At 33.7% G+C, this 25,892-nt stretch carries 27 protein-coding genes; 20 read left to right on the forward strand and 7 right to left on the reverse strand.

The genetic code is table 11. The features are described from left to right. Positions 1-960 precede the first annotated feature (960 nt). The 3 genes from RGF10_RS09205 (at position 961) to RGF10_RS09215 (ending at position 2,674) form a co-directional block, all read left to right on the forward strand. Complete coding sequence (locus RGF10_RS09205) at positions 961-1,551, forward strand: TetR/AcrR family transcriptional regulator (RefSeq protein ID WP_318508738.1); 591 nt, start codon at positions 961-963, stop codon at positions 1,549-1,551. A 147-nt stretch (positions 1,552-1,698) separates the two neighbouring features. Then, positions 1,699-2,346: a nitroreductase family protein gene (locus RGF10_RS09210; protein ID WP_318508739.1), complete on the forward strand. Its 648-nt coding sequence runs from the start codon at positions 1,699-1,701 to the stop codon at positions 2,344-2,346. A gap of 31 nt (positions 2,347-2,377) precedes the next feature. After that, positions 2,378-2,674 carry a putative quinol monooxygenase gene (locus RGF10_RS09215; RefSeq protein WP_318508740.1) on the forward strand — a complete coding sequence of 99 codons (297 nt, stop codon included), beginning with the start codon at positions 2,378-2,380 and terminating at the stop codon, positions 2,672-2,674. A gap of 471 nt (positions 2,675-3,145) precedes the next feature. On the opposite strand, the gene RGF10_RS09220 is transcribed toward RGF10_RS09215, so the two are convergent. Then, entirely contained in the window at positions 3,146-4,252 is a 1,107-nt protein-coding gene (locus RGF10_RS09220; RefSeq protein WP_318508741.1) for an NADH-dependent flavin oxidoreductase, read from the reverse strand. A 252-nt stretch (positions 4,253-4,504) separates the two neighbouring features. Between RGF10_RS09220 and RGF10_RS09225 the strand changes: the two genes are divergently transcribed. The 3 genes from RGF10_RS09225 to RGF10_RS09235 all read left to right on the forward strand — a co-directional run bounded on the left by RGF10_RS09225 (position 4,505) and on the right by RGF10_RS09235 (position 6,873). Then, positions 4,505-4,927, forward strand: a complete 423-nt coding sequence (locus RGF10_RS09225) for a MerR family transcriptional regulator (RefSeq protein WP_318508742.1) — start codon at positions 4,505-4,507, stop codon at positions 4,925-4,927. A gap of 610 nt (positions 4,928-5,537) precedes the next feature. Beyond that, entirely contained in the window at positions 5,538-6,095 is a 558-nt protein-coding gene (locus RGF10_RS09230) for a CBO0543 family protein (protein WP_318508743.1), read from the forward strand. A gap of 508 nt (positions 6,096-6,603) precedes the next feature. Next, the gene (locus RGF10_RS09235; RefSeq protein ID WP_318508744.1) at positions 6,604-6,873 is read left to right on the forward strand and encodes a DUF3949 domain-containing protein; all 270 of its coding nucleotides are present in this window, start codon (positions 6,604-6,606) and stop codon (positions 6,871-6,873) included. Positions 6,874-7,002: 129 nt separating this feature from the next. Here RGF10_RS09235 and RGF10_RS09240 read toward each other — a convergent pair whose 3' ends face one another. Continuing rightward, positions 7,003-7,413, reverse strand: a complete 411-nt coding sequence (locus RGF10_RS09240; protein WP_318508745.1) for a hypothetical protein — start codon at positions 7,411-7,413, stop codon at positions 7,003-7,005. A 509-nt stretch (positions 7,414-7,922) separates the two neighbouring features. Here RGF10_RS09240 and RGF10_RS09245 point away from each other — a divergent pair. Further along, on the forward strand, positions 7,923-8,069 hold the full coding sequence (locus tag RGF10_RS09245; RefSeq protein WP_318508746.1) for a hypothetical protein: 147 nt from the start codon (positions 7,923-7,925) through the stop codon (positions 8,067-8,069). 91 nt (positions 8,070-8,160) lie between these two features. Here the strand turns inward: RGF10_RS09245 and RGF10_RS09250 are convergent, their stop codons facing one another. Then, a complete protein-coding gene (locus RGF10_RS09250) occupies positions 8,161-8,445 on the reverse strand; it encodes a hypothetical protein (RefSeq protein ID WP_318508747.1) in 285 nt (94 codons plus the stop codon). Between the two features lie 262 nt (positions 8,446-8,707). Between RGF10_RS09250 and RGF10_RS09255 the strand changes: the two genes are divergently transcribed. The 9 genes from RGF10_RS09255 to RGF10_RS09295 all read left to right on the forward strand — a co-directional run bounded on the left by RGF10_RS09255 (position 8,708) and on the right by RGF10_RS09295 (position 17,683). Further along, the gene (locus RGF10_RS09255; protein WP_318508748.1) at positions 8,708-9,571 is read left to right on the forward strand and encodes an aldo/keto reductase; all 864 of its coding nucleotides are present in this window, start codon (positions 8,708-8,710) and stop codon (positions 9,569-9,571) included. A 631-nt stretch (positions 9,572-10,202) separates the two neighbouring features. Further along, positions 10,203-10,553: an avidin-fold protein gene (locus RGF10_RS09260; RefSeq protein WP_318508749.1), complete on the forward strand. Its 351-nt coding sequence runs from the start codon at positions 10,203-10,205 to the stop codon at positions 10,551-10,553. A gap of 41 nt (positions 10,554-10,594) precedes the next feature. Further along, on the forward strand, positions 10,595-11,554 hold the full coding sequence (locus RGF10_RS09265; RefSeq protein WP_318508750.1) for a LacI family DNA-binding transcriptional regulator: 960 nt from the start codon (positions 10,595-10,597) through the stop codon (positions 11,552-11,554). A gap of 59 nt (positions 11,555-11,613) precedes the next feature. Further along, entirely contained in the window at positions 11,614-12,405 is a 792-nt protein-coding gene (locus tag RGF10_RS09270; RefSeq protein ID WP_318508751.1) for an endonuclease/exonuclease/phosphatase family protein, read from the forward strand. Between the two features lie 408 nt (positions 12,406-12,813). Continuing rightward, positions 12,814-13,107 carry a CD3324 family protein gene (locus tag RGF10_RS09275; protein WP_318508752.1) on the forward strand — a complete coding sequence of 98 codons (294 nt, stop codon included), beginning with the start codon at positions 12,814-12,816 and terminating at the stop codon, positions 13,105-13,107. Positions 13,108-13,225: 118 nt separating this feature from the next. Beyond that, the gene (gene abc-f / locus RGF10_RS09280; protein ID WP_318508753.1) at positions 13,226-14,857 is read left to right on the forward strand and encodes a ribosomal protection-like ABC-F family protein; all 1,632 of its coding nucleotides are present in this window, start codon (positions 13,226-13,228) and stop codon (positions 14,855-14,857) included. 530 nt (positions 14,858-15,387) lie between these two features. Then, entirely contained in the window at positions 15,388-15,924 is a 537-nt protein-coding gene (locus tag RGF10_RS09285; protein WP_318508754.1) for a hypothetical protein, read from the forward strand. A gap of 188 nt (positions 15,925-16,112) precedes the next feature. After that, positions 16,113-16,829 carry an SAM-dependent methyltransferase gene (locus RGF10_RS09290; RefSeq protein ID WP_318508755.1) on the forward strand — a complete coding sequence of 239 codons (717 nt, stop codon included), beginning with the start codon at positions 16,113-16,115 and terminating at the stop codon, positions 16,827-16,829. A gap of 353 nt (positions 16,830-17,182) precedes the next feature. Then, positions 17,183-17,683 carry a VanZ family protein gene (locus tag RGF10_RS09295; RefSeq protein WP_318508756.1) on the forward strand — a complete coding sequence of 167 codons (501 nt, stop codon included), beginning with the start codon at positions 17,183-17,185 and terminating at the stop codon, positions 17,681-17,683. Positions 17,684-18,000: 317 nt separating this feature from the next. Here the strand turns inward: RGF10_RS09295 and RGF10_RS09300 are convergent, their stop codons facing one another. Together RGF10_RS09300 and RGF10_RS09305 are read right to left on the reverse strand one after the other, a co-directional pair. Further along, positions 18,001-19,332, reverse strand: a complete 1,332-nt coding sequence (locus RGF10_RS09300) for a cytochrome b N-terminal domain-containing protein (RefSeq protein WP_318508757.1) — start codon at positions 19,330-19,332, stop codon at positions 18,001-18,003. Further along, entirely contained in the window at positions 19,329-19,802 is a 474-nt protein-coding gene (locus tag RGF10_RS09305; protein ID WP_318508758.1) for a QcrA and Rieske domain-containing protein, read from the reverse strand. Before RGF10_RS09305 ends, RGF10_RS09300 begins: the two co-directional genes overlap by 4 nt. A 368-nt stretch (positions 19,803-20,170) precedes the next feature. On the opposite strand from RGF10_RS09305, the gene RGF10_RS09310 reads away from it, so the two are divergent. Continuing rightward, a complete protein-coding gene (locus RGF10_RS09310) occupies positions 20,171-20,956 on the forward strand; it encodes a tetratricopeptide repeat protein (protein ID WP_318508759.1) in 786 nt (261 codons plus the stop codon). Positions 20,957-21,160: 204 nt separating this feature from the next. Here the strand turns inward: RGF10_RS09310 and RGF10_RS09315 are convergent, their stop codons facing one another. Further along, positions 21,161-21,652 (reverse strand): hypothetical protein, encoded by a 492-nt coding sequence (locus RGF10_RS09315; RefSeq protein ID WP_318508760.1) that lies wholly within the window; start codon positions 21,650-21,652, stop codon positions 21,161-21,163. A 752-nt stretch (positions 21,653-22,404) separates the two neighbouring features. Here RGF10_RS09315 and RGF10_RS09320 point away from each other — a divergent pair. Further along, positions 22,405-22,908, forward strand: a complete 504-nt coding sequence (locus RGF10_RS09320; RefSeq protein ID WP_318508761.1) for a GNAT family N-acetyltransferase — start codon at positions 22,405-22,407, stop codon at positions 22,906-22,908. 199 nt (positions 22,909-23,107) lie between these two features. Here RGF10_RS09320 and RGF10_RS09325 read toward each other — a convergent pair whose 3' ends face one another. After that, positions 23,108-23,446 carry a winged helix-turn-helix transcriptional regulator gene (locus tag RGF10_RS09325; RefSeq protein WP_318509392.1) on the reverse strand — a complete coding sequence of 113 codons (339 nt, stop codon included), beginning with the start codon at positions 23,444-23,446 and terminating at the stop codon, positions 23,108-23,110. A 144-nt stretch (positions 23,447-23,590) separates the two neighbouring features. Here RGF10_RS09325 and RGF10_RS09330 point away from each other — a divergent pair, with 144 nt between their 5' ends. Next, positions 23,591-24,175, forward strand: a complete 585-nt coding sequence (locus RGF10_RS09330) for an NAD(P)H-dependent oxidoreductase (RefSeq protein WP_318508762.1) — start codon at positions 23,591-23,593, stop codon at positions 24,173-24,175. A gap of 209 nt (positions 24,176-24,384) precedes the next feature. After that, positions 24,385-25,200, forward strand: a complete 816-nt coding sequence (locus tag RGF10_RS09335) for a GNAT family N-acetyltransferase (RefSeq protein ID WP_318508763.1) — start codon at positions 24,385-24,387, stop codon at positions 25,198-25,200. Positions 25,201-25,892 lie beyond the last annotated feature (692 nt).

The following is a 25,892-nucleotide window of genomic DNA, read 5'->3' on the forward strand; positions in this document are numbered from 1 at the left end:
AGCCTTATTTAAATAATGGGTGCGATTTTCAATAGAACTTCCCTATTGACATATAACGGATCATTTAGTTTAACAAGAATCAATTTGATATTACTGAATTACCCAAATTTGAATATTATTAATTTAATATATAAAATTAAGTTAGAGTGAATATGGATTTACTGGTCGGTTTCTTAGTATTTTCGGGAATTTTTGCGGTTTATGGTGCTTTAAGAAAAGTGAATAATAATATCTTAAACCAAACAGAAGAGATAAAAAAATTACGTGAAGAATTATCCAAATGTAATAAAAATTAGAAATTCCTCTTCAGTTAAACGGGTGTTTTCCTTCAATAACGATATTCAGTGATCGGGCGCGCTCAAATAGATGATTGCGCCTATTTCATGTTTGGGCAAGATTGTGGAACATCACTTTTAAAGAAAAATTTGTAAGAAGGAAGATATTGTGAAGATGTACACTCAAACTAATGGCAGTTTACTTTAAGTATACTATTTCACAAACTAACTAATTTATAAGATGAAAATCACTGCAATATACAATTATTAATTATTCTAACTTAGGGCAATTATAGTTGAAATATAGATAGTAGAAGAAAAAGCTACAAACAATTTTTCAGATGAATCAGGTCATCATATGAGGATTGATAGAGAATTAGATACTGCATTTTCATTTTGCAGATGGGATGCTTGCTTACAAATAAATTGTATTTTATACATCTGGACAAACGTATGAAGCAATGAACTGTAAAATAAAGTCATAAAGGCTGTGCAAATTAATAATTACCTATAGTCCAACTACCAAAAATTATCCGCAAATTGTGGTTTAGATAGGCAAAGGAATGTTCCTAAATCTGCAGAATGAAATATGTAAGCTAAAGATTTGAATTTTTGACTGTTCGTTACAAAAAGTTTATACTGTATTTAACTCATCACTCTTTGGGTAAGGAAGGGGGTAGAAAACATGAGTAATTGTGGTAGACCACGGGAGTTTAACAATCCAGAAGTTCTCGACGCAGCAATGGACGTTTTTTGGTTAAAAGGATATGAAGCATGTTCTACTGAGGATTTATGTAGTAGCACTGGGCTAGGACGAGGTAGTTTATATAATGCGTTTGGAAGTAAACATGAATTGTATGAACAAACGCTCCATCGTTATCATGAGCACTGGATTCAGGTGCAAACTGCTATTTTAGAAGAAGGACCTGGTTCAGCCCAAGAAAGGCTACGCAATTTGTTAGAATGGGCTGTGGAAAAGGACTTTGAGGAAACGAGTAAAGGCTGTTTGTTAATTAAAGCCACTATGGAGCGTGCTAGAATAGACTCAGCGGTTGAAAGTGTTGCTAGTAGTCACGCTGAACGTCTGGAAAGTGTTCTCCATCGTGTAATAGAGAAAGGAATTCAATCTGGAGAGATTAAATCTAGCAGATCTGCCTTCGAGCTATCAAAAAGTTTTTTGTGTAGTTACTATGGTCTCCGTACTCTCAACGCAACTACACGTAATCGCGCTTTGGCGGAACAAATCGTTGAAGGTATTATGGTAAACATCTATTAGATGAGATTGCCGTTTTTTTGACATGATTTTGTACTGATTAATAAAAAACTGGTTAGACATTAAAAATATTTTTTGTCTAAAATGAATAACTATTTGTTTTCCAAACGTTAGAATAAGTACTTAACATAATAAGGGGAGAATATAAGAATGACTAGTAAGACTACAGCACAAGTTACGAATGATTTTAATAAAATTATAACAGAACGCCGTTCTATAAAAAATTACGATCCATCTGTAAAAATTAGCCGCGAAGAGATGGCAGAAATTCTTACCTTCGCAACACGTGCTCCATCTTCCGTAAATATGCAGCCATGGCGTTTTCTTGTGATTGAAAGCCCTGAGGCAAAAGCAAAACTTGCCCCTCTAGCTCGGTTCAATCAGACCCAGGTTGAAACATCATCAGCTGTTATTGCGGTTTTTGGTGATTTGAATAATTTTGAGAAGTTCGAAGAAATCTACGGCGCAGCTGTAGATAAGGGATTTATGCCTCTAGAGGTAAAAGAGCGAATTCAGACATCCTTTTCTAGCTACTTTGAAACCATTTCACGCGAAGAGATGAAAGAGGTTGTTTTGGTAGATGGCGGTCTTGTATCAATGCAATTAATGCTTGCTGCCCGCGCTTATGGATATGATACAAATCCAATTGGAGGATATGAAAAAGACCAAATTGCTGAGGCTTTTGGATTGGATAAGGACCGTTATATTCCGGTTATGTTGATTTCTATTGGTAAAGCGGCTGATAACGGGCACCCATCTGTACGTCTCCCAATTGACCAAGTCGCACAATGGAAGTAATGAAATATAAACAAGAGGGGATTGAGGTTTAATGATTATCATTCATGCTACATTCCAAATAAACCCAGCGAAGGAGAACCTGTTTCTAGAGGAAATCCAACCGCTTATTTCCTCTTCAAGAGAAGAGAACGGAAATATTTCTTATCGCCTTCAAAAAGATGTAGAAAATGAACATGTATTTATGATGGTGGAAGTTTGGCAGGATATGCAAGCTGTTGGCAGCCATAACTCAAGCGATCACTTTACCAAGTTCGTAGCCAAAGCAAAGGATTTCTTGGCTGCACCATTAGAGGTTAAAGCATTTGAGGGGCAGCCATTAAAATTATAGAAATGTATTCTTAAATATAATGAAAAAAGAGATGGTTTCCCAAAAGTATAGTTTTTAGGGATCTCTCTTTTTTTGTTCACAAAAAGATGGCTCCCTCCAACTTATATAAGAAGGGAGTAAAGAAAAGGATTAAATGGTGAAACTTATTATCCAATCATATTTCCTGTTCTAGAACAAGGAAGATTTAGGTCTCTTTTGAATTTAACTCTTATAATAATGAACTAAAAATTTTTATTTGGAAAATAAGAATTTACTGATAAAATCACCAAGCTCCATAAACCCAAAAAAAGGCTTGCAAAACTGATGTCAGTTTGCAAGCCTTTTTAATTGCTATTTATATGATATGCACCTCAAAACACAACCCTTTAGAGATCGATGGAGTGCTTTTTTGACGTTAAATTAATTTCTTTTTTACCTGCCATTCCAGGTTTTGTACTTCAAAATAGAACCCGTACCCGTAGGACTACTTTTTTATTTACTAATATTAAACCAACCTGACCTTGCTTGAATTACATTCCATAGTTTTTCTGGAATATTAAGCTGGTCAAGTTTCGTTAAGTCCAACTCAGAAGCGATATCGGCTTCAAGTCCATTTGCGACCTTTTCAACCCAATCAGGATTCATAATTAACGCATGCCCAATAGCTACAAGCGGTAAACCTAATTCCATGGCTTTAAGTGCATCATCTGATGTTATCATAGAACCAGCAGCCAACACAGGTACCTTACCGTTTGCTCTTTCAATAATTAATTCAAGCATTGTTTTTTCATCTTGACTATCAACTGGCTTTGAAGACACTTGACCTAATGAAGCATGTATATAATCTAAATTTTGTTCAATAAGGAAATCAATAAGTTCATATGTGTCTTCCATCCGTAATCCGTCGACTTTGGAGGATTCTTCAGGAGAAAATCGGTATCCTAAAATGAATGGTTTGGTAGCATATGTATCAATTACCTTTTTGATTTCTTTAATAATTGCCAATGGAAAACGCAGTCGATTCTCAAGTGTTCCACCCCATTGGTCTGTCCGTTGATTGGTTGCTGGAGACCAGAAGTTTTGAATTAAAAATCCATGAGCCCCATGAATTTCGACACCATCAAATCCAGCTTCAATTGCCCTTCTCGTTGTGTCGCCAAAAGCACGAATAGTGGACAGGATTTCCTCATGTGATAGTTCTCTTGTTTCTACACTTGCTTCAGTTTGATATGCACTCGCACTGACTGTATCCAACCCAGGCAAGGCTTTATCGCCTGCATGAAAAATCTGAAGTACAGCAGGGGAACCTCCACTTTTGGCTGCATCAGCTAATTTTCGTAAACTGGGAATAAATTCATCGTTGTATCCAGCAAATTCATTCGTAAAGCCTTGCCCATTAGGTGAAACATGAGTACAACCTGTAATGACGAGTCCTACTCCATTTACTCTTTGTTTGTAATATTTTACCTCTTCATCCGAAATGGTAAGGTCGTCATTACTTGACCAAGTTGTCATAGGTGCCATAACGACTCTATTTTTGATTGTTATTCCGCTTCTAAATGTGAATGGTTCAATTAACTTACTGTATTTTTGATTCATTTTTATAACCTCTTTATCCTAAATTCTTCTAATGATGAAAGATTATCTTAGTGCATAATTGTTATCATGTTGAGCCATCAAAACTCTCCCCATTAGAAGTCTACTTTAGTATAAATAGTTGACGTAAGGGGAAGACAAGAGTAAATGATTATAATGTGTAATACACAAGGTTATTGCTATAATATTCTTCCTCATGATATTCTCTTAGTTACAGTAACTGTAACTGTAACTGTAACTAAGGAGGAAAAGGGAATGTTGTATCCAATGAAATATGTAGTGGAGAACTTAAATATAACGGCAAAGACACTTAGATTTTATGAAGAACAAGGGTTACTGCAAGATGTATCTCGTGATGAAATAGGTCGAAGAGTATATAATGAACAACTTGTAGATTGGATTTCTTTTATTCGTTGTCTTAGAGAAACAGGAATGCCACTTTCGAAAATTAAGGAATATAAGGAACTTTACGAACAAGGGAATTCTACCTTTTTGTATAGAGAAGAAATGTTAAAGCAACATAAATTGGAAGTGCAGAAGAAAATTGACGAAAGTATAAAAAATTTGGAAAAAATCAACTATAAAATCGCCATGTATGAACTTCAGAAAGAAGAGGTTACGAAAAATCCTAATCATAACTTTAAATGTCACCGTATGGAGAGTAAGATTGTGAAGTAATGTACTTACGCTAACGGGTGAGTTAGTTTAAGAAGAATTAGTTGGTTTTGGATATCTTAGTTATTCCATTAAAGGGTGCTATCCATAAACAAGGATCAGCTCGTATTTACATACTAAGGCGCAATTTAGTAAAAAGGCGTCTAATTATATTGGATAAAGAATTGAAAAAGTATAAAAAATAAGTGTAAAAAGGTATTTTGTCTTTTTCATAAAAATCCCAGTTTTAACATTTATGATGTAATTAATAAATCAGTTAAAGGTGGAATTTAAAATGATGGAAGCAATGGAACGAATGAATTTTATTTTTAAAGGTATCGGCATAGTAATCGTTGTAGGATTAGTTGTATTATCAGGTAGTTTGCTTGGATAATAAAAAGATTAATAATTAACGGAAATGAAAAAATGGAACGAGTATTCTTTTTTGTGCAAAAGAAAATTTCATATTTATCAATATTCCATAATCAGGCGCGAAAATGCAACAACTTGGACATTAATCAATTAAAGGGCAGGTTGAATAAAGATAAAGAGGATTTGTATAATTACATTCTTACTTACTGAAATTATAAAGGTATCGCAAAACTATAATTTATAAATAGTAAGCTGGGTGTATATGAATCAAAATGAGAAAGCAAAAATAGTTGGAGAACTATATAAAGATGTAGATAAAGTAAACGATAGATATTTTGACTTTTGGAAGGAACATACCCTATTACATTGGGATTGGTGGGTTTCATTAGGCTTAACAATTATTCCTTGGGTTATATGGTGGGAATTTAGAGACAAACAGAACACTGCTCGTTTTATGTTTTCGGCTTTTTTTATCATAATAACTACTTGTTTGTTAGACTTTTTTGGTGTTGTCTCTGGTTTTTGGTACTACACAGGAAAAGTAATACCATCAATTCCCTCCTATTTTCCTTGGGATTTTTGTTTGTTTCCAGTATCAATGACTCTGTTAATGCAATATAGACCTTATATATCACCAGTTAAAAAGTCTATATTTTATAGCGGGATTGTTTCATTCGTTGGAGAACCTTTTTTTGACCGGATAGGATTTTATACCATGGTACATTGGGAATATATTTATTCCTTTCCCATTTATATAATTATTTATCTATGTGCAGATTGGGTAAGCAAACGGAAAACATTTGGAACGGTAAGTAAATAGTAAACCATTAATCACGGTGAGATTTAAGTATAAGTCATATTCAGCTAACTGGTGCATTACCGTAACAACGGTAATGCCTTTTTCTTATTGAAGTAAGTACACGACTTCACAAATTTTTGTGCAATTTTGGATCATGTCGTAGTGATTCCAAAATCAACTAATCCAAATGGTATGAAACAAAACTTGGATGTTTTTGATTTTGAATTAACTAAAGAAGATATGAAAAAATTGGTGAGTTAGATTTAGGACACATTGAATTAATCGACTATTTACAAGCTGCACCAGCAGAAATGCTAAACAGCTTAAAAGTACATGACTAATGGAACTCGAAATTGCTGAGCTTTTTCTCAGCTTTTTGCAACAATAGGGCCATTTCTCCAAAAGAAATGTGCTCTTCTTAATGTATTGAGCTAATTTAATGAAAGAATTTCACGAAACTTTTAAATACATTTAAACGTATATAAATTAAAGGTTTTAGTGAGTTATTGAAGTAATTGGGGTGTTTAAAATGGAATTATACATTTTTTTATCAATTGTTGGTTTATATGTTTTTATTTCACTTTTGATATCACCTTTTCAATATCGTTCTTTAATAGAATTAAAAGAAGAAGAAAAAAAGAATAAATTAAAAGGTAAGAAACAAGGAGAAATGTACGACGCAATGAATGCTGGAGAATTAAGTCTTCAAAGGAATATGCAGGGGAACCCCTTATTCTTTCTTTCGAATATAATGGTTTCAATCATTTATAGAATTAAACATCCTAAAGATAGAAAGTAGGTTAACATGAAAAAGAAAGTGACGTGTGCCAATTCATGCGTCACTTTCTAATTCCATTTATTGAGTTAGCACCTCAAACCGGAACCCTTTACTGGTGTACAGTAGCTTTTGTTGAAGTCCACTGTCTACCTAGATATTAAAAAAGGTTTTAGTGAAAGTTCCAGGTATTTGAAGAGTATCTCCGCCTCCAGTAAGAGTAACATTAGTGTACTTTACGGATACTAATACTCTTTTTTGACCCCCTGGGCAAGTTAAATCTGATGGTGGCGGCTCGAGTGTAAGCGACCCTTGAAATGACCCATTTTTTTTAGATGTAAAATCACCTGAAGCCATTACGGTTCCAGTTTCTTCTGTTTTTTTAGGGTCGGAAGGAAAATTCCCACCATTATTTTGGCACGCATAAACAGCAGTTGCATCAGCTGATGCTGTTACTGTGATGGTGACGTTATCCCCTAATCCACTAAATTTAAAATCAATGTCTAGTGATCCGTCGTTGTTTGGTCCTGTTGCACTTGCAGAGTTAAAATGTGGTCTTGGCATTTAAAATCACCTCCTTTTAATTACAGAGTATGAAATAAAAGTTATATAGTGTGGACAAGTTTATTAAGTTAATAGCACATTTCTTTAATCTTATTTTGGGATGATATGTACATGATAGAAGGATTGATATGAGCAAGGAAACATTGAGTTCCAAAACGGTATTGAATTGAAAAAGGACTATAATAAACTCGGACAACAACTACGGAAAAATTGAAAAATGAACTTGGTACAAAAAATAATGTAAGGTTTTCACCTTCTTTATCAACTATGATGTATGCGGAATTTAATTTTGGATTTTTTTAAAATGGAGATTTTTATGTTAGTTAAACAATTTTAAGGGAGCTATCTATTAATAAGGATCAGTGCTTATTATCATTTGGGACAGGTTGTTGAGCAACAAGTTGTAGAATAATGAAAAAATTTGAAGATATTGTGATGAAGAAATGTACTTAGAGTAATGGTGAAGGTTAGTTACAAATGGTATAAATTATGTGTTTGGGAGACGTGGGATGACAAAGGAAAAAAAAGAAAAGCAGGATGGGATTTTTAAAGAAATGCTAGATGAGATTGGTGGATCTATATTATTTGAAATAGTCTGGAACATCTTAATGTTTATACCAAGAATGATAATTCGCTTGATTACAAGCATTTGGTGAAGTCATTAATTTTTATTGAACTAATGGGTGCAATAGTTAAAGATAAGATCGCTGCGGCGGTCTTTTTGCTTGTTCAGCTAACGGATGGAGTTTAGTGAAGGAAGGATTCATACAATTCTCGATTTATCACTTTTGTTGTGTCAATATCATTTTTCATTTCCTCAGTCAGAAGCTCTTGGAACCAACTACGAAAAGATGATGCTTTACTACTTGCTAACAACGTTGAAAAGAATGAATAGTTGCTCTCAAAGTATTCGAACCAGCCTACATTCGATTTTACAAAATCTAAATCTATTTCAGCTGCTGATTCGCACATTACCCTTAGTTCATTAATATGTTCTTCAATGATTTTATCCAGTAAATCAAATTTATCCAAGTAATGAGGATAAAAGGTTTATCTAAAAAAAATCAACAATTTTTATTGATGTGTTGAGTAATCAACGAATTGCGTTAATTTAACCATTGAACGCAACTTTAATCTATTTATAATTATAAACAGATGTTGATTAATCAATCAATATTGATTTGTTAAGTGGATTTAGCTTAGCTCCTTCGGATTAATAGAATTAAATAAGATCATTCAGAGGGTTATAAGACAAAGCACTACAAAAATATAACAATGCAAAGGAGACAAAAGCATGTTTAACGAAACTTACAAATTATCAAATGGTATAGAAATTCCAAAATTAGGTCTTGGTACATGGCTACTTGACGATGTACAGGCAGCACAGGCAATCCGTGATGCGGTATCTATCGGATATCATCATATAGATACTGCTCAGGCGTATATGAATGAAATTGGTGTAGGCGAAGGAATCCGTTCCTGCGGTGTCGCAAGAGAAGAACTTTTCATCACGACAAAGGTTGCTGCAGAAGCAAAGACCTATGATGCTGTAACAAAGTCAATCGATGAGTCTTTAGTAAAGATGGGATTGGATTATATTGACCTACTGATTATCCACAGCCCACAGCCTTGGAAGGAATTCCGTGAGGAGAACCGTTACTTCGAGGAAAACAAAGAAATATGGAAAGCAATGGAGGATGCTTATAAGACAGGCAAGGTAAAGGCAATCGGTCTTTCTAACTTCCTTCAGGATGATATAGAAAATATTCTGTCAAGTTGTGATATCAAGCCCATGGTAAATCAAATATTGGCACATGTTAGCAATACTCCTTTCGAGTTAATTGAATTATGCAAGAATAAAGACATTCTGGTAGAGGCATATTCACCAATTGCTCATGGTGCAGTCCTTGATAATGCAGAAATTAAAGTCATAGCCGATAAGTACGGGGTATCAGTTGCCCAGCTTTGCCTACGTTATTGCTTACAACTTGGTCTTGTAGTAATACCTAAGACGGCAAATCCGGATCACATGAGAAACAATGCAGATCTTGATTTTACTATTCTAGATGCAGATATGGAGACTTTAAAGAATGTAGATCATATCCAGAATTATGGTGAGCATAGCTTCTTCCCGGTATTTGGCGGGAAATTAAAATAAACAGGGTGTTTGCGAATTCATTACAAAACGGAATAAATAGAATTCTCTCTTAAATAATCTTTTTTTAAAGGTAATCAAAAAATTTATAAAAAAGTAAAATGATTTATTTGACCTCATGTTGAATTTAAACTGTTTAAATCATAAAGAGGAAATTTTCATGACAGAAATGAAAGATAAAGTGGTAATTGTAACTGGACCAAAAGGTGGTATTGGGCTGGCAACAGGACTAAACTGAAAGGTGAATGAAAGAACTGTTGAGTGGCAATAAAGTTACCTCACAATGGGCCAAATTGTTTAATAACAGTTAGTGCAAATTTGCTAAAGTTAGGAAGAAGTTGTGAAGGATAACAATTAAACTAACGAATCAATTAAATTAAAGAAGTGCATCACGATTAGTAGGACAAAGTTTAAATTAATAGATATTCGTAAAAGGGCCAATGAGCCCTTTTTTCTTTTAATTATCTAAGTATCTTTAAAATATTAAAATGTTTTATTTGACTTGAAACGCGTTTCAAATATTACAATTAAATTATCCTGTTAAGGTGTTAAAAAAGGAATTAATGAAATTGATATAAGCTATTAATCTAATCGGAATAAACCATGGAACAATAAATTTCTAGGGGGTATTCTATTGCAATACTTTGATAATCAAATTTTTGTTTGTAGTACAGATAGTGAAATAAGGGATATAACAACTGGAACGAGGTTTCAATTCAAAAAGTATGGTGGAATTATTAGTGCAAAGTTTGTCGGGAAGAATATTGTAAATGGAGAATTAATTGGAATGGTAAATCAGCAAGGTGAACTTGAAGCTATTTTTAACTATTGCAATAGTGATTCACAATTTTATAGCGGTAATTGTTCATTCAAACCTAAAAAAAATCTGAATAAAAGTAGTCAGTTACATGTCCTATGGAACCTATTTGGGAATGAAATTATAGAAAATAACCTTGTTCTTGACGAACTTTCTAATCTAAATTAATGTCAATCAATTAAGAAGATGACTTCTATGAAGGAGAACAAATGACAAATATAAAAGATTTGGCGAAGCTGGCGGGCGTGTCTGTATCGACAGTCTCTCGTGTATTAAATAATTATCCATATATCAACCAAGAAAAAAGAAATGCTGTTTTAAAGGCAATTAAGGACACTAACTATTACAAAAACATAAATGCAGTAAATTTAAGCAAAGGTAAGACTCAGATGATTGGTGTCGTTTTACCATTTTTAGATTATCCCTACTTTTCCCTAATATTAAAAGGAATATCAAGACAAGCAAATAAACACAACTACAAGTTAATCCTATTTCAAACGGGTTATATTGAAAGCAGAGAAATGGAAGCGTTCCAAATGTTGAAACAAAAGCAAATCGACGCTTTAATTATTTGTTCAAGATCTTGTGATTGGTCAATCATCAAAGAACATTTGCCATTTGGACCCATAGTGTTATGTGAAAATCTTAATGAAAAAGTTGTGTCAACAGCCTATATGAATCATTACAAGATTTTTTATGAGGCACTAAAATATTTATATGATAAAGGGCATAGGAAAATTGGATATTGTATTGGTAGAAAGTCGGGACCGAGCAGTATTGAACGTGAATTAGCATATAAGGATTTTATTAGTCAGAATAAATTACCCTACAATCCTAACTTTATATTTGATAATTGTATTCATATTGAAGACGGTAAAAAAGTGGTTAACCAAATAAATGCTATGGATTCACCCCCAACTGCACTGTTGGTAACAAATGATCAAGCTGCTGCAGGGATTGTTACTAGTTGTCAAAAAGAACTTATATCAGTACCAGATCAACTCGCAATTATTGGTTTCAATAATCAGCCAATTGCGGAAATAATGAATATCACAACAATAGAAATTCCCCTTGTGGATATAGGTAATAAACTTTTTCTTCAAGCTATATGTGGTGAAATATCTAATAAGGAATTCGGAGTAAAATTTATTGAAAGAGGAACAGTTTAAATTGAAGTAGGTATGAATGTGGAGAACGCATCCAACAAAATATTGGGAGGAGCCATTAAATGAAATTGCTAACATTAAACTGTCATTCCTGGCAAGAGGAAGATCAAATAGAAAAAATTAAATACCTCGCACAAACAATTAAAGAAAAATCATATGATGTTATTGCCTTACAAGAAGTAAATCAATTGATTGAGGAAGAGTATGTATATAAGAATGTGAAATCTAGTAATTTCGCTTACATATTGTTACAAGAGCTTAAAAAGTTAGAGGTAACAGAATATTCGTTGGTTTGGGACTCTTCAAATGAAATAGAGGAGAAGTATGAGGAGGGTCTTGCTATTCTAACAAAATTTCCAATCGTTGAAGAATATTCCTTCTATGTTTCAAAGGTTGTGGATATTAACAATTGGAAAACACGTAAAATTATTGGGGCTAAAATTAACTATAGTAATAGACCAATATCTTTTTATTCTTGTCATATGGGATGGTGGGGAGATGAAGAGGAACCATTTAAATACCATTTAGACACACTTCTACAAAATGTAAATCAGGTTGAGCAGTTCTTTCTGTTGGGGGATTTTAACAACAGCACTCAACTCGAAGGAGAAGGGTACGAATATTTGTTAAACCAAGGTCTTTATGATACTTATCCATTGGCTCGAGAAAAAGATAACGGAATAACAGTAAAAGGAAAAATAAATGGTTGGGATAATAATAAGAAAGACTTGCGTATCGACTTAATTTTGTCAAACCAGGCTGTTAAGGTAGATTATTCCAGTGTAATCTTCAATGGGAAAAACAAGGCAGTCATTTCCGACCATTTTGGTGTAGAAACAAAAGTAGTAATGTAACCCTTTTACTTTATGAAAATCTATAGGAGCTAGAGTAAAACAACGGAGGTAGCTGCGCAACCCTTTTCTTATTCTGTAATCAGGCCATATAGTTGAGGAAAGTAACCACGTATTTATAATACTACCAAGATTTTTAAGGAATACACTTAAACCAACGAGCAGGTTCATGATACACCCAATGCATCTTGGTCTATTTTTCTTTTTGTCAAAAAAACGGAGTCAATAAGAATATGATATTCAATTGTTTCGAAAATAAAATTAACTTATAATAAAAATATCCTTAGGGAAGGTGGCTTGGAATGATGGGGGTAATTATTACTTTGGCATAGCATAGGCTATTGTCTAATATATAAATCAATTTTCAATAGCTTGTGCTAATCCTAAATATTACTTTTTAGGAGGAGCCAAATGAGCTATCAATATCAAAAAGCAACTGAAATCCTGCCATTAGAAATAATTGAAGAAATCCAAAAATATATTGATGGTGGAATTATATATATTCCAAAGAAATCCACAAATAAAGTAGCTTGGGGAACAAGAACGAATACAAAACAACTGTTGTTTTCCCGCAATTCGGCTATTTATCAGGATTTCTCTGACGGTATGACATATGAACAATTATCACAGAAATATTTTCTAGCTATAAAAAGTATTCAGCGAATAATTAGACAAGTGAAAAAAGAAAATAAAAAAATTATATAGAGTAGATGCGCTGAGTTAATCTTGGCGCATCTTTTTTTATAATTATGTGTGTACCAAAATCCCTAAATTTTTATGATATCTTTTTATTAACTTAGTCGCTAGAAAGGGAGGCGATTGTATGGAATTGATAAAAATGACAGGTATTGAAAAGCATTTTGGTGGTAAGCTTCTTTTTGCTTTTGATAAATTTATTGTTTATAAGAACGATATTATTGGTGTGGTCGGGTTAAACGGAAGTGGAAAAACGACTTTGTTGGAGATCATTAACGGTGATATAGCTCCTGACAAGGGGATGATTGAGGTTAAGGGTGATATCTCTTATTATAAACAATTTGGTCAATACCAGGAATCAGCAGGATCTTGGCAATTGAGAGAATTCCACTCTAGCTCATCAATATCAGAAGGTTGGTTCAGTGGTGGGGAAAAAACTCGTGTACGTTTAGCTGAGACTTTTTCTAAGAATAGTTCAATCCTTTTGCTAGATGAACCAACAGCGAATTTAGATTCTAATGGGATTCATTTGCTAAAGCGAAATTTGGAAAAATATAATACGATAATGATTATTAGCCACGATACAACTTTATTAGATGAATTGTGTAATAGAATTATTGAGATTGACAACAAAACCATACACTGTTTTGACGGGAATTATACAGCGTACAAACAACAGAAAGAACTTCAAATTTTCACAGAGAAAAGAGAATACGAAAATTATCAAGCAAAGAAAAAGCATTTAGAGGAAGCTTATTTGCAGAAAAAAAAGCAAGCTGAAGCGATAACAGATAAGCCAAAGAATATGAGTAGTTCTGAAATTCGAGCTAGAAGCTTCTTATCTACTTATAAGTCTTTTGGAGGGCGACAAAAAGCAATAGCAAAGCAAGCAAAAGCTGTGCAATCACGTATAAAGCAGTTAGATGTAAAAGAAAAGGTCGAAGGACAGGCAAAAATTCAAATTAATTTTGAACTAACAAATCCTCCGAAAAATAAAATATTAATTCGCGGTGAAGAAATAACTTTTGGATATGATTATCATTTGATTTTAAATAACGCCTCTTTTGAAATCCGAAACAAGCAAAAAGTTGCTGTATTGGGGGATAATGGCAGTGGTAAATCGACTCTTTTTTCTTTAATAAGAAATAAGTATGAGGGGATCTATACTGTACCAAAATTAAAAATTGGTTATCTGTACCAAGAGTTTGAAAATTTGCAGCCAGATAAAACTTTACTGGAGTCTGTCTTGGTTGATAGTGTACAAGAAAATGATACTGTATATACAGTATTAATGAATTTACTGTTTTCAATTGAGGATTTTGATAAAAAGGTTGCAGTACTTAGTGGTGGAGAAAAAATTAGGTTATCTTTTGCAAAGTTGATTGTATCAGATTATAATTTGCTTATTTTAGATGAACCTACAAACTATTTGGATTTACCGTCAATTGAGGTAATAAAAAGTGTTTTAAAAGAATATGAAGGAACGATAATATTTGCCAGTCATGATGAAGCGTTTATTAATGAGCTTAGTACTGAACTTTTAATTATTGATAATAAAAAGCTAAAAGGTTATCAGGGAACTCTAGATGAATTCAAGAATAGTAAAACAGAAGCAAATATTGAACATCTACAACAGGAAATAGAACAATTCCAGTTAAGTCAAGTAAAATCCCTTTTGGAAAATGAAACAAATCCTAGAAAAATAGAGAAGATAAAGAAGAAATATGAAGAGATGACTAGGGAATATAAAGGAGAGTAATTATTCTTTGATATAATTTAAAATGATAAAAGTAACAAATAGCCCATTTGAATGAAGCTTTTTACCAAGACCAAAATCAACAAAAGTAAAAAAATGAAGAGTTCGTACATATCAGTCAAGGCTATTGTGTACGAGCTTTTTATTTTCAATATAACTATAAGTGTGAATAGTAGTTCAATTGAAGACTTGAATACCATTCAGCTTTTTTCACTACTTGAATTGTACGGTACGAGAACATTGTAAAGAAATGTACTTAATCTAACGGAGGCCGATAGTGAAAGAGGAACTAAGTGATTTTAGGATAGAGATATATTTTAGTTATTCAATTATGGGCGCATTTCACTAAGAAATGCGTCTCTTTTATGATAGGGAACAAGACTACTTGGAATGCTGTATTAACTATTTTTATTTTCTAGTTCTCACATAATGTTACAATAAAATAAGGACGCTATCTGCAAGTTAAAAGATTGTTTATGAGACTGTTTTTAACATGATTTGGATGGTGATTTATGGTTTTTAAAAGGTTGGACATGAAAATTTTATATGTAACAAAATCAATTTTATATTTTTTATTAGTAACACTATTTGTTATATTATCAGCTTGTTCCCAAAACCCAAACTTTGAATTGTATGAAGGAAAGGATTTAAGAATAGCAGTGGTTGGAGAACCACCAGCAATTATAGAAGATCAAGTGAGCTTTAGTAAAATTACTTTCGATGAATTGGCAAATAAAGAATTAAATTCTTTTGATGCAGTCTTTGTAATGGAAGAGAATCTTCGCCAAGCTGCTGAAAGTCAGTACGCAGATGTTTACTTAAAATCTAAAATCCCATTCATTTTTGTATCAGCTAAAAGTCATATTCCTTTTACTGTGAAGGAAACGGAATATGATGATTCTTGGAAGTGGACTCCTGGTGAAAACTATGCTGTTGGTGTTCTTAGGTCACAAGAAGGGGACCAATTAAAAGATTGGGGATTTGGTTTGTACAATGATGAAAAGACAGAAGAGCACATAAAAGAAATGTATTCAAGAATCTTCAAGAGCATAGAAGAACTTAATCTATAAAAAGGTTCATTCCTCCAGACTAGGGCGCGAAAGTGCAACAACTTGGACTGTTAATTTTAGCAGTCCATTTTTCTTGACCTTTAATCCATTAAAGGAGCAGGTTAATGTAATAACAAATGCAAAAAAGGTTATCATTACCAATTTGTCATGATAATATGAATGTAATCTTTTAGAAGAGGTGATTTTAGTTGAGTAGAGTTGAGCAGAGTATAAAGTTAGATTTAGAACGAATTGTTTTTATTGGGAGGACCTTTGAAGAGTATTTGGATATGTTCGCGCTTTCAGATGAAGAACTGCAAGGAAAGAAAATACTCGATTGTCCAGCAGGAGCTTGTTCATTTACTGCTATTGGTAACAAATTGGGTTTAGATGTAACAGCTTGCGATATTGCCTATTACCATTCGGGGGAAGACCTAAAAAATAAAGGTCTCCAGGATATTGAACACGCAATGGAGCATATGCAAAAAGCCCAAAACAATTATAAATGGGATTATTTCAATGATATACAAGATCTTAGAAAACATCGTTTAAGTGCCTTACATGATTGTGCTAACGATATGAGGGAATCCAATGAAAGATACATCCCTGCCACTTTACCTTCTTTGCCGTTTAAGAGTGCAGAATTTGATATTCTTCTCTCTGCACATTTTCTATTTATGTATGCCGATAGATTGAATTATCAATTTCATATCGAAACGCTAAAGGAATTATTGAGAGTTACGAAAGAGGAAGTTCGTATTTTTCCTTTAGTTGATTTAGAAGGAAAAAGATATGAGCATTTAGATAATTTAATTAGTTATCTGGCTGACACTGGCTGTACAGTTCAGGAAGTGAAAGTACCATATGAATTTCAAACAAATGCTAATTCGATGTTAAAAATAAAAAAAGGTAGTAAAAAGGGGTGAACGTAGATGCGTTGGTCCTTTTTACTACCCATCTTGTATCATTCAACCTATACAAATCGCAAGTCTTAATAATGGAAAAGGTCATACAACAATTGAGCTTGAGCCTATTATCATCGAATTAAAAAAATAATAATGGATTAGTTTAAAAATGGCGCCTAACTTGGATAACGATATTTAGCAATTGGGCGCAATTCAAAAAGAAATGCGCCCTTTTATAGTTGGCCATATAGTTGAGGAAAGTAACACTTATTTATAATGCAATCAAGATTGTTAAGGATTACACTTAAACTAATGAAGTAGTATTGTTTTAGCGCTAACATTAAAAATGCGAAGAAAGACTGGTTGAGGAGTAAATGAAAAATATAATAAAAGTAATTTTGGGTATCAGTTTTATATTTTATTTATTAGCATTGGTCATGCTGTTGTTTGTGGGAGTTATGTTTGTGGGTATTAGAGGTTATATATGGACAGACTTATCGTTGATAGAATATATAAAGAATTCTTCAAATTTTGTTCCATTTAAAACAATCAGTACATATATTCAGGCAATATTTGATGGCAGTATGAATATTAGTATACCTATCAAAAACATTGTGGGTAATTTATTTATGTTTTTGCCAATGGGGATTTTTCTTCCATTTTTCATAGTTAAAATAAATAAAGTCAGCATATTTACTATTTCAATGATTATATTGTTATTTTTTATCGAGGCTATACAATTAGTTACAAGAAGGGGAAGTTTTGATATAGATGATTTCATTCTTAATATGCTTGGTGCTTTGATAGGTTTTGGAATTTGGAAATCAAAACTTTTTCAGAGATTACTTAAATTAACCTGCCCCAAAACTTATTAAAGGCTATGAAAAATGGGCCGCTACAATTAACAGACCAAGTTGTTGCATTTTCGCCCCCGACTACTAATAGTGAGAAAAGGTAAATGGTTTAAAGTTTCCACCATCCCATATCTCTTTTCGGACATATTTGCATTAAAATAATACGAAATTACAAAGAATAAAACATTTCCGATATGAATAGGGATGAAATAACCAAGATAGTAAAATGACTCCATTTAAGAAATGGAGTCATTCAATCAACCTAAATAATGGATAGTAAATTATTTCAAATAAAACTATTGCAATTTATTATGCATTAACTTGCATGGTTTACATCTTTAATTATTCTTTGCCCCATCCTGAATCCAGTTTTTTATAGTTTGAATCGTATCTTCATTCAATGGCTGTCCCGGAGGCATCGGGAATTTAGCTTTTCCTGTAATACTATCATATAACAGGCTTTTATCAGGGTTTCCCGGAGTTACTTCCTTCAATATTCCAGAATAGCTCTTGTATGGAGGATGACATTGTAAGCAATAATTCTGGAAAATAGGTTCAATATCTTTTTGAAAACTTGGATGAGTAACTACTCCCTTCGTTTCCAAAACCTTAGGTCCAGAACTCATTCCTTGATAGGTTAGTACACCTAGCCCAATCACTAATACTGCTGCTACACCCAGTGCAACGGGTCTTTTCTTAGGTGACCGACTCGGATTACGATCGATCCACGGCAAGAAAAATAATATAAGAATTCCAATCAAAGGTAGACCAACCATTGCTAGGACATCCAACTTCCCAGGAAAATACTTTAGAAGTTGATATACACCCATAAAATACCAAGCAGGCTTAGGGGTATAGTTTTCCATGTTTAGTGGATCTGCTGGATCGCCCAAATCCTTGGGAAAATAACTAGCTAGGATGAAAAGGGCAACTGCATTAAGTAAAATAAAAAAAGCCATCCGAAAAGCTTCATTTGGATAAAAAGGACGTGACTTTTGTGTTATATCTTCCCCTCTCTGTTTTGCTTTAGTAAGTTCGTCTGTAGAAGTCATCCCTTGACGAAGAACAAAAAAGATATGAGGCAAGAAGGATAATAAGATAATCCCAGGGAGAACAAGTATATGGATTGCAAAGAACCGGGTCAATGTCGCTCCCGTAACGTTTACGCCATCCCGCAAAACCTGTACGAGATAATCCCCGATAAACGGAACATAACCTGCCATTGCTGTACCAACAGTCGTCGCCCAATATCCTTCTTGATCCCAAGGTAAAAGATAACCTGTAAATCCTAATGCTACGGTTCCCAGAAGCAGTATGACTCCTGAAACCCAGGTCAACTCACGGGGGTATTTATAAGCACCTACATAGAATACTCGAAGCAAATGTAAAACCACTAAAACAATCATGAAATCTGCTCCCCATGCATGTAAGGAGCGAACAAAATTCTCAGCACCTGAAGCTTCTATTGCCTTGACACTGCTGTATGCTTCATTAGCTGAAGGTATGTATACGGTTGCCAATAAAATTCCAGTTATTGCTTCATTAATAAAAGCAAATAAAGTGGCAAAGCCTAAATAGTCTAAAAAATTACTTCGTTTAGGAGCAGGGTGATTAAACATTGAGTCTAGAAGTTCCTGAACCCTTAATCGATCGTCAAGCCATTTTCTCAAACCAACATTCCCCCTACTCTGACAGAATCCCCTTGAACTTCAATAACCCGACGTTGCAAAGGCTTTGGAATCGGTCCGAAGAGGATGTTTCCTTTAATATCAAACGCTCCCCCATGACATGGACATATGAATGTTTTCGATGAATCTTCGTAATTTACCGCGCACTGTAAATGGGTGCAGAGAAATTCTAGAGCAAGCCATCCTTCTTTTCCCATGTTGAGTACGTAAATCCCTTCTTCGACGGTACTTCCTTGATAGGTAATTAATTTAGGGACACCTTCCTCAAAATCGGACACTTTCCCTACTTCTTTTAGCGTCTCTGCATTGGCTACCGGTGGTTCTAGAAACTTTCCAGCCGCACCAATATAACCCAGTGCGATTGCAGTTCCTGCTGCACCTACACCAAGAGTTAAAAAACGGCGACGCGATATTCCGGATTCTGTTTTATTATCCATTTTTTTCTCATTCATTGAATCAACCTCTCGTCATTCTAGTTTGGGCAATTGCCATTAAAATCACCAAGATTAGTAGGACGACAACGATAAAATCAACAAGCAATTAATTGGCAACTAATATTCCCACGCTAAATCAGTTCAAATAGTGGATAAAACTCGCCATTTAGAAATAAATCCCTCCTTGTACTTAACTTCACCTGAGAGTAACATGGTATGGAAGGGCTTACAATAGCCTTGATGGGTATTTCACATAGTTGTCGTATTTGTACTTTTTAAAAGTCATTGAAGAGAGATTAATTTTCGTTAGAGTAACTTTAATAAAGGGACAGTGAATATTGGATGGATGTCGGGAGTGAAAAAAGCTGTACAAGTGGGGATGAAAGATGAACATATTTAGATTTTGCAAGAACATAAATAGAGAAAGTAAGTTAAACAATCATGTAAATCATTCTGAGATATCAAAGAACATTGGTATAAATGCAGATAACCAAAATGAGAAAATATATAAAGATTATTTTGAAGCAATTAAACTTGATCCACAAAATGGAGATCTATATGTAGAGCTAAGTAAAGCATACTGGTCTCAGAAGAAATATGATTTAGCAATTAAATATCTTGATGTCGCTTTTGAGCTAGAGCCGCAAAAACATTACTTTTTTTATTTCCTACGGCATCTTATATTTTGGGAATTAGGTAATTTAGAGAAATCATTAGAGGATATAAAGCAGGCTGTTAACCTAGCACCTCCAGAATATATGTATCATAAACATTTAGCTAAGGTGTATGTTGAATTAGGGCAGAGAGAAAACGCCATATTGGCTTTAAAGAAAGAAATTGAAGAAAATCCAAAAAACAGACATGCTTATTGGGACAATGCGGTATTTTATGAAAGAATCGGGCAATTTCAAGAGGCTCTTGAGTACATTACTATGGCTATTGAAGTAGAACCAGCAATACTCTACTCCTATCATCGGAGAGCAAAAATTTATGCCAAGATGGGACAGTTTGATAATGCACTAAAGGATTGCAATGTCTGTATTCAAATTGAGCCTAAAGAGTGGACTCATTACCGTGTACGCTCAGAAGTATATAAAGCAAAGGGGGATACTCGAGCCGCAGAGGCAGACTATCACACGAGTATGGACTTAAATCCTTGTATAAATCGGTAAAGATCATTTGTGAACTAATATCCCCCGACTTGTCTTATTTTATTTATACCTAACAAATAAAACAACCACACTTCCAGATGGATTTACTAATGGGACAAGTTAGTGTAATTAGCCTTATTCAACTAACAGGTGCTTTAGTTCGATAACGATATTCAGTAATCGGGCGCAGTCCTGCAAAGGACAGTAACCATTGTATAAACTTATTCAAGTTATTTTAAGTTTTTTCCTAATTAATTCATAATATAGAGCTGTAGTTGTTAGTACTAGTAAAAATACAATCACCGAAAAGTAGATTTTATATCCATGTTGATAATGGATTGCTCCCATGAGAGAGGAGATTTTTTCCATAGTTAACCCGACTATAGTCCATCCTATAATATAAAAAATAAAGCGCTTTTTATTTATATTAAGCACCTTATAAAAATAAATAAAGAAGTAACTGAAAGCTGGGAATTGAAAATAGGTCAACAGATCAGTAAGCTCGTATCTGTTAGAATCATTAACTTTATAAAAATCGAGTAATCCTCCACCAATAGTAAAATCAACTAAATTTGAAGTAGCAAACCCCCATGTTAATAACATGACAGTGATATTAAGAGGGAGTTTTTTAGGAAAAACAAAAAATGCAGTATAGGCCAAAAGTAGTAAAACTAAGGTATATATTTCATTTTTATCAAAAGATTCCCATAATATCATTTATATCTCGGCACCTCCGTAGATGTTTTTTTAAATAAGGTGATAGAAAAAAGTGCAATAAGATTTAAGCATAGATAGTATATCCCTTCAAACCAAAAGGTCCACTTTTTGAATTCTGCTATGTTTAATCGAATTGAAATAAAGCTAATAATTAGCAAAATCAATACGGAAGAAATCAGGATAATTGCCTTCATGGTAAGTGAACGATTTTTTATAAAGAGATTTAAGTGTAATACGATAAGAATAGGGATAATAATATTGCGATTAAATAAGTATGCTGTGTACGGTATCCATTTTTCTTGTACAGAAATTAATTTCAATTCATCGTTTATTATCCATGAAAAATTAATACTTATGATAAGTATTATTAAAAAAATAAAAGTGTTTTGGACAATATTTAACTCTTTCTTTATAACGGTAAATATGGATATTCCAAGCCAGGATAGGAAAAAGAAAACTGCAAGTTCCATAAAGCCCTCCATTGATGATTTTATTTCTAGTATGGCACCTAAACGATAACTGATTCACAAGTATTCCATATTTAGAACAATAAATAGAGTAAGGTGTTTATTCAGTTTCGGGGTGTTTGTAGAAGAACCATTAATCGATCATAAAGTGCATACCATATCTTGGTTAACCCAGATAAGGGCTCTTATCCAAGGATAAACGCTCATTTTACGTATTAATAATTGGACCCACGAGATATTTATGGTTTTGTATATGATAAATAAAAATGAAACAAGGAGAATAGTATGTTATTTCGAGAGATTGTACCGAAGGAACTGGAATATGTTTATAAAATGGGCTATAAGGAGTGGCCGAAAGGGAGAACCTTTGAGCGATATGTCGAAGAAAATAAAAAAGAGGATGAATTTGGCAGTCGATATGTCTATGTCGATAAAGAAAACAATATTATTGGTTCACTCATTGTTCTGTCTCTGAAGATCAAAGTTGTAGATAAGATTGTTCCTCTTTTTGGGCTTGGTTCTATCGTTATAAACTCCGATTATCGTGGGCTAGGTTACGGGAACGAAATGATCAAAGAGTGTTTATTTCATATTGAACATAATTGCAGCGAGCCCATTTTTATGCTTTTTAGCGATATAAACCATATGTTTTATTGTCAGCTAGGTTTTAAAGAACTTCCCGAAAATTTGCAACGATATCCCAAATCCGTTTGTATGGTACGCTGCCGTGATGCGGATTACAAACTGGTTTCAAGCCTGTCAATTGATCATATTCCGAAATATTTTTAAGAAAAGCCTATTATTAATAGGAAGATTTTAATGTTAGTTTTTCAATTATAGGACGCGAAAATGCCAAGAAAATGGACTGTTAATGTCAGCAGTTCATTTTCTTGGCATTTTATAAATTTATAGAGCAGGTTATTTATGATTAACCATCAACATAATTGAAAAGCTAAAGCTAAAGGCCATTAAAGGCTTTAGCATTTTCTTAATCCTTTATATTTTTTCCCCATTCTCCCATACTATCTAGGATAGGGATAAAGCTTTTCCCTATAGGTGTTAGCGAATATTCTACCTTTGGAGGGATTTCTTTATATACTTCTCTATGAACCATTTGGTCTTCTTCCAATTCTCTCAACTGACGTGTCAATATTCCTTTTGAAATATCAGGTAGCAACCTTTGCAGTTCATTAAATCTTCTTGTCTGTCTGCTTAAATGCCATAGGATGATGATTTTCCATTTTCCTGCAATTATGTCTTGAGTTTCTGTAACTGGACAAACCTCTATTTGTTCTTTAGGGGGGTCACTAAATCGACTTCGTGCCATCATAAATACCTCTCTTCCTTAATGGTACTATTTTTGTGACTATGTTATAAAAAAGTAACTACTTTTAAAAATAAGTCTAATACTATAATATTTGATTTGATTCGATAGTCAAAATAAAAATATTAATACTTGGAGGTATTTGAAATGAAACATCTAATTGTTTATGCACATCCAAACCCTGAAAGTTTAAACCATGCTATTTTAGATACAACGATTAATACAATAAAGAAAAATGGTCACGAAGTTGTTGTCCGTGATTTATATGCACTTGATTTTCAACCTGTACTGAAACCAGAAGATACAGAAGCTATGAAAGCAGGAAAAACTCCTGATGATATTAAAACAGAACAAGAATTTATCACTGAAGCAGACGTCATAACATTTATTTATCCTATTTGGTGGACTGGTCTTCCAGCCATTATTAAAGGGTATGTAGACCGAGTGTTTGCATTTGGGTTTGCTTATTCTGCTGGACCAGAAGGTATAGTTAAACTATTAGAAGGTAAAAAAGGTTTTATCATCAATACACATGGTACTCCTAATGAGATTTACGATGAAATTGGTATGACAGCAGGTTTGAAAGCCACTTCTGACATTGGAATATGGGATTTTACTGGAGTTGAACCTGTGGAACACTTACTATTCGGAAGTATTGGATACCTTAATGAAGATGCATATAAAGGTATGTTAAAGAAAGTGGAAGATACAATTAATTCTCATTTCTCATAAACAACTATTGAAAAGGGCTGCTCATAACTGGGCAGTCTTTTATTATTTTTAAAACTGTTCATTCCACTAACTGGGCGCTTTTCCTGTAGCAAGGATTAGCGCTTTTTCATTTTTGCGGATGAAAAGTTTAACAAATCATTTGAAAAATTGAAAAGTTAAACCTATTAATTCCTTTAAAATGGAAATATATTGATTAAGAGGTGACCGAAATGATCTCACATCGATTACTTACTCACGATACAATCATCGAACTGTTGCCCCCCATTAGTCCAGATCAGGATTTACTTTTTTATAGTTATTTAGTTCAACGAAGGGAAAAAGCCCTATTTATTTGCCAATTCGTTGAAGAAAATCTGACTGCCATATTAGCTTATTTTAGCGAACTTTCCTTCCCTGCTTTTTCCTTTTTCAGACTTGAAGAAAATAACATCTTTTTTCCAGAACTCGTTTCGTTTACAAGAGAAACTCTCAATCTTGATGAAAAAGCTGTTTGTGGCACGATTCTCAGTCAAAAGGATCTTGAACTTTTTCAATCCTTTGGACTTATTAGAGGAACTCCTCAACGTTTTTTAATAATGAAGCATCAGGATGACTCGAAACTCCTTGATTCACACATAACGGAAAAGGTGAGGGAAAATGAATTTTCTAAGGTTATTGATTTTCTACATAAGGGTGGAATGAGGTTTTTTACTAAGAGCGAGTTAGAATATTGTCCTTTTCTTGGAGTTAGGGAAGGGGAAGATTTTGTTTCTGTCGGTGGGTATCATTTTTATGACTCTAAGCTAGTGGAACTAGGGAACATTGTTACCAGGTTAGATTGCAGAGGAAGGGGATTAGCTAAGCACATAACAAGTGAATTGACACACCTCGGTAAAAAACTTTCACCAGATGTCTATCTGGGTGTATTGGCAGATAATCTGCCCGCTGTTCAGGTTTATGAAGGCTTGGGGTATGGGATTACAGCGGTGTTATCTATTGTCAATTTTACCTTGTCTAGTACCCTTACTTGTAGTAATTCATATTGAACTAGAGGGGTAGGTTTGTGAAAGATTTGCTTATTTTTCATTTCGGACAATGGTACATTTTAGGAAAGGGGTGAGGTAAATTAGTCTTATTCTTTTTGCTTTCATTCACATACTCATAGGTTTAGCATTAATATACTTTTATCGTAAATTACCAAAAGCGATAACTACTTTTGCTTTTGTTTTTCTTTCTATGAGTTTTATTTATTGGGGAGTCGTTTAGAGGGAGCTTATGGAGTTGTTCAAGCAAACAATGTGAATGTTGACCAAAATGGCAACCGTAAGCCCCTCCATTTATGGATGGGTGAGCGTCAGAAGGCAAATAACCCGAAGTTCGTATGAAAGTCTGCCGTTACGGGCGAGACGAGATAACTCTTTTGCTAAGATGACACCAAAGATTCCCGCCTTTCCGTCTGGACAAGAATTACCATTCTTAATTCTTAGATATAAAGTCTGGGTCAGTGAAGTAAGAAAAAAGGCAAGAACTCATGTTTAGGAGGACCAGGCTCGGGTACTGATTTTGGTACTGGTTTAGGAGGATCAGGCATTTGCGGCCTTACCTTTATCCATTGTATCTGCATTATTAATAGGAAACTTTAGAATTTTATTCTTAACTATAATAATTTATATATAGTAATTTGGGCGTTTCTAAAGCGCCTATTATCTATTCACAAATAGTTGATTGTACCTGGAGC

The sequence above is a fragment of the Bacillus sp. T3 genome, from assembly GCF_033449965.1.
GTDB lineage: Bacteria > Bacillota > Bacilli > Bacillales > Cytobacillaceae > Bacillus_BU.

What these genes read in the sequence shown, in the direction of transcription:
- RGF10_RS09205 (WP_318508738.1), top strand. Translation starts at nt 961, where the DNA reads ATGAGTAATTGTGGTAGACCACGGGAGTTTAACAATCCAGAAGTTCTC.
- RGF10_RS09255 (WP_318508748.1), top strand. Translation starts at nt 8,708, where the DNA reads ATGTTTAACGAAACTTACAAATTATCAAATGGTATAGAAATTCCAAAA.
- RGF10_RS09335 (WP_318508763.1), top strand. Translation starts at nt 24,385, where the DNA reads ATGATCTCACATCGATTACTTACTCACGATACAATCATCGAACTGTTG.
- RGF10_RS09215 (WP_318508740.1), top strand. Translation starts at nt 2,378, where the DNA reads ATGATTATCATTCATGCTACATTCCAAATAAACCCAGCGAAGGAGAAC.
- RGF10_RS09330 (WP_318508762.1), top strand. Translation starts at nt 23,591, where the DNA reads ATGAAACATCTAATTGTTTATGCACATCCAAACCCTGAAAGTTTAAAC.
- RGF10_RS09225 (WP_318508742.1), top strand. Translation starts at nt 4,505, where the DNA reads ATGTTGTATCCAATGAAATATGTAGTGGAGAACTTAAATATAACGGCA.
- RGF10_RS09305 (WP_318508758.1), bottom strand. Translation starts at nt 19,802, where the DNA reads ATGAATGAGAAAAAAATGGATAATAAAACAGAATCCGGAATATCGCGT.
- RGF10_RS09240 (WP_318508745.1), bottom strand. Translation starts at nt 7,413, where the DNA reads ATGCCAAGACCACATTTTAACTCTGCAAGTGCAACAGGACCAAACAAC.
- RGF10_RS09270 (WP_318508751.1), top strand. Translation starts at nt 11,614, where the DNA reads ATGAAATTGCTAACATTAAACTGTCATTCCTGGCAAGAGGAAGATCAA.
- RGF10_RS09265 (WP_318508750.1), top strand. Translation starts at nt 10,595, where the DNA reads ATGACAAATATAAAAGATTTGGCGAAGCTGGCGGGCGTGTCTGTATCG.
- RGF10_RS09230 (WP_318508743.1), top strand. Translation starts at nt 5,538, where the DNA reads ATGAATCAAAATGAGAAAGCAAAAATAGTTGGAGAACTATATAAAGAT.
- RGF10_RS09315 (WP_318508760.1), bottom strand. Translation starts at nt 21,652, where the DNA reads ATGATATTATGGGAATCTTTTGATAAAAATGAAATATATACCTTAGTT.
- RGF10_RS09325 (WP_318509392.1), bottom strand. Translation starts at nt 23,446, where the DNA reads ATGGCACGAAGTCGATTTAGTGACCCCCCTAAAGAACAAATAGAGGTT.
- RGF10_RS09275 (WP_318508752.1), top strand. Translation starts at nt 12,814, where the DNA reads ATGAGCTATCAATATCAAAAAGCAACTGAAATCCTGCCATTAGAAATA.
- RGF10_RS09320 (WP_318508761.1), top strand. Translation starts at nt 22,405, where the DNA reads ATGTTATTTCGAGAGATTGTACCGAAGGAACTGGAATATGTTTATAAA.
- RGF10_RS09210 (WP_318508739.1), top strand. Translation starts at nt 1,699, where the DNA reads ATGACTAGTAAGACTACAGCACAAGTTACGAATGATTTTAATAAAATT.
- RGF10_RS09220 (WP_318508741.1), bottom strand. Translation starts at nt 4,252, where the DNA reads ATGAATCAAAAATACAGTAAGTTAATTGAACCATTCACATTTAGAAGC.
- RGF10_RS09295 (WP_318508756.1), top strand. Translation starts at nt 17,183, where the DNA reads ATGAAAAATATAATAAAAGTAATTTTGGGTATCAGTTTTATATTTTAT.
- RGF10_RS09310 (WP_318508759.1), top strand. Translation starts at nt 20,171, where the DNA reads ATGAACATATTTAGATTTTGCAAGAACATAAATAGAGAAAGTAAGTTA.
- RGF10_RS09245 (WP_318508746.1), top strand. Translation starts at nt 7,923, where the DNA reads ATGACAAAGGAAAAAAAAGAAAAGCAGGATGGGATTTTTAAAGAAATG.
- RGF10_RS09235 (WP_318508744.1), top strand. Translation starts at nt 6,604, where the DNA reads ATGGAATTATACATTTTTTTATCAATTGTTGGTTTATATGTTTTTATT.
- RGF10_RS09285 (WP_318508754.1), top strand. Translation starts at nt 15,388, where the DNA reads ATGAAAATTTTATATGTAACAAAATCAATTTTATATTTTTTATTAGTA.
- abc-f (WP_318508753.1), top strand. Translation starts at nt 13,226, where the DNA reads ATGGAATTGATAAAAATGACAGGTATTGAAAAGCATTTTGGTGGTAAG.